This is a genomic window from Pseudomonas sp., assembly GCF_037994325.1.
In the GTDB taxonomy this organism is placed as follows: domain Bacteria; phylum Pseudomonadota; class Gammaproteobacteria; order Pseudomonadales; family Pseudomonadaceae; genus Aquipseudomonas.
This window is the reverse complement of record NZ_JBBNAH010000402.1, coordinates 1-2,373: the sequence shown is the minus strand read 5'-3', so window position 1 is coordinate 2,373 and position 2,373 is coordinate 1. Positions and strand designations below refer to the sequence as shown.

Genomic DNA, 2,373 nt, shown 5'->3' with positions numbered 1-2,373 from the left:
ACGCCCAACAGCAGGCAAAAACACAAAACCCCCAATTAAGGGGGTTTTATGGGCGACCGCTGCTTATGGGTGTAGCGGGTTACGGCTGACTTGCGCAGTGTTTACCGAGGCCAGCGCCAGGGCGCGTTTGGCTTCGATAAAGGTGCGGCTCCAGTATTTGTCGTCCAGGCTGTCTACCCGCACGCCGCCACTGCGGCTGCTGCTGGAGTGGATGAACTGGTCATCACCGAGGTAGATACCGGCGTGGCTGACGCGACCACGGCCGTGGGTGCTAAAGAACAACAGATCGCCCGGTTGCAGATCGTTACGCGACACCAGTGGGGCGTCGAGGTTGATCATTTCGCGGGTCGAACGCGGCAGGCTCATGCCCGCCTCTTCTTTGAACAAGTAACCGATAAAGCCGCTGCAGTCGAAACCGGTGTTAGCCGAGGTGCCGCCGAAGCGATAACGGGTGCCTACCAGCGACAGGCCGTGGGCCAGAATGCTGTCAGCAAAAGATGGGAGTTCATACGGTTGGTCTTGAGCAAAGTCTGGCAACGGGTCTAGGCCGTCATCATCGCCATCTTCCTCAGCCACTTGTTGGCTGATGCTTTGCTGAGGCTTTTCAGCGACTTGCGGGGCCGGCTGATAGCCAGCGCATGCCACAAGGAACACTGAGAGTGCGAGGGGCACGAGGGGTGCAGAGCGTTTGAGCATGGGCACGACCGTGGACGAAAAGTTTATGAAGGCGCGAATATGCCTTCCATAACGGTTATATGCAAATTTAATTGGCCAGTGTGTGACTCAGTAGTATTGGCAAAACATCTAACGCCCTATCGCGCAAATGGACGTCCACAAATGGGCTCAAAGCCCCGTCCTGCGGGTTGATCTCCACGGTAAAGCCCCCCGCCTGACGGGTGCGCAGCACGGGTTCAGCGATATACGGAAAGCTGGCCGTAGTACCCACAGCGATCACCAAGTCAAAACCCTTGGAGAGCTCGTGGTAGAGCGTTTCAATGGCTTTTTCCGGGAGCATTTCGTCGAACAAAACGACCGGCGGTCGGAGAATACCGGCACATTGTTCGCACCTCGGCGGCAACGGTTTGTCCAAGTGGCCCGCCAATTCCTCACTCACCGCCCCGCACGACTGGCAGTAAAGCGGCGCCAATTCTCCGTGAATTTCGATTAAACGCGCGGGATCAGAGCCGGCAAGGCGATGATAGCCATCAATATTCTGCGTCAGCACCCAGCACTCAGGTTTGCGCCGTTGCAGCTCGGCAATCGCGTAATGGCCAGCATTAGGTTTGGCCGCTAGGCAAGCCTTGCCCAGCTCGGCCAGATACTTCCAGCACAGCGACGGGTTATCTCGCAGCGTCGAGCCGGACAAGGCTTGTTCGATAGGGATGCCTTCAGCGGTAACGCCGTTGTACAGGCCGCCGAGGCCGCGATAGGTGGGCAAACCAGAGTCGGCAGACAAACCCGCACCGGTGATGACCAGCATGCGTTCGGCACGTTGCAGGGCATCTATCAAACGTTGGTCCATCTGCCCTGCCCTCGTCTTAATGGTTAACGGTGTGCGCCAACATCCACGACAACTGCGCCATGCTCCGCCCACTTTGTTCATGCCAGGCATTAAACGCCGCTTGCACGGCAGCCAGCTCTTTAAGGCTGGTGGGCTGCTTGTCGATGATTTCCTGGGCTTTAAGCGCGGCGACCACGTCTTCCGCCGGAATAAAGGTGTCTTTACCCGCCATGCGCAGAAAGCGCATCGCCGACAGCCCGCCTAATTGGCTGCCGTGCTTGGCCAGGTACTTCCACAGCCCGACGATATCGGTCACCGGCCAATCGGCGATCAACGCACCAAAGCTGCCCTTCTCTTTGGCGACATCCAGCACGAACTGGGCATTGCGCGGCACGCTTTTAAGCTTGCCCAGGTGACGGATGATGCGCGCGTCCTGCATCAGCCGTTCGAGGTGCTCGGCGCCCATCAACACGACCTTTTCCGGGTCAAAACCAAAGAACACCTGCTCAAACGCCGGCCATTTGGCGTCGACCAGGCTGTGCTTGAGACCCGCGCGAAAAACCCTTAAGGCAATCAAGGACAAATAGCGGTCGTCAGTGATTTTGCGCAATTGCGCTGGGGTTTTGACACTAGGCAGTAAGGCTTCGAGTTTGGCCTGAGAACCAAAGCGGTTCAGGCAGTATTCGTTGAGCCACTTGTAGTCACGCATAAGGCTTCCTTCGGGCCGTGTGAAAACTGCTGCGCTAGGCTACGCGGCGTTAAAAACAAGCTCGCAATGCTCATTGGCTGTAGCCAACTGCGCTTACTCGCCTGTTTTTGCCTTGCCTAGCCGTCGCTCGCCACGTTTTCACACGGCCCTCTATATATAGAGG

At 57.4% G+C, this 2,373-nt stretch carries 3 protein-coding genes; all 3 read right to left on the bottom strand.

Annotated features, from left to right (window positions below; all coding sequences use genetic code 11):
• Nucleotides 1–63 precede the first annotated feature (63 nt).
• Nucleotides 64–696 (bottom strand): C40 family peptidase, encoded by a 633-nt coding sequence (locus AAAB16_RS13645; RefSeq protein WP_110617830.1) that lies wholly within the window; start codon nt 694–696, stop codon nt 64–66.
• Between the two features lie 67 nt (nt 697–763).
• Nucleotides 764–1,522, bottom strand: a complete 759-nt coding sequence (locus tag AAAB16_RS13640) for an NAD-dependent deacylase (protein ID WP_340663804.1) — start codon at nt 1,520–1,522, stop codon at nt 764–766.
• A gap of 16 nt (nt 1,523–1,538) precedes the next feature.
• Complete coding sequence (locus tag AAAB16_RS13635) at nt 1,539–2,210, bottom strand: DNA-3-methyladenine glycosylase I (RefSeq protein WP_340663803.1); 672 nt, start codon at nt 2,208–2,210, stop codon at nt 1,539–1,541.
• Nucleotides 2,211–2,373: the final 163 nt, after the last annotated feature.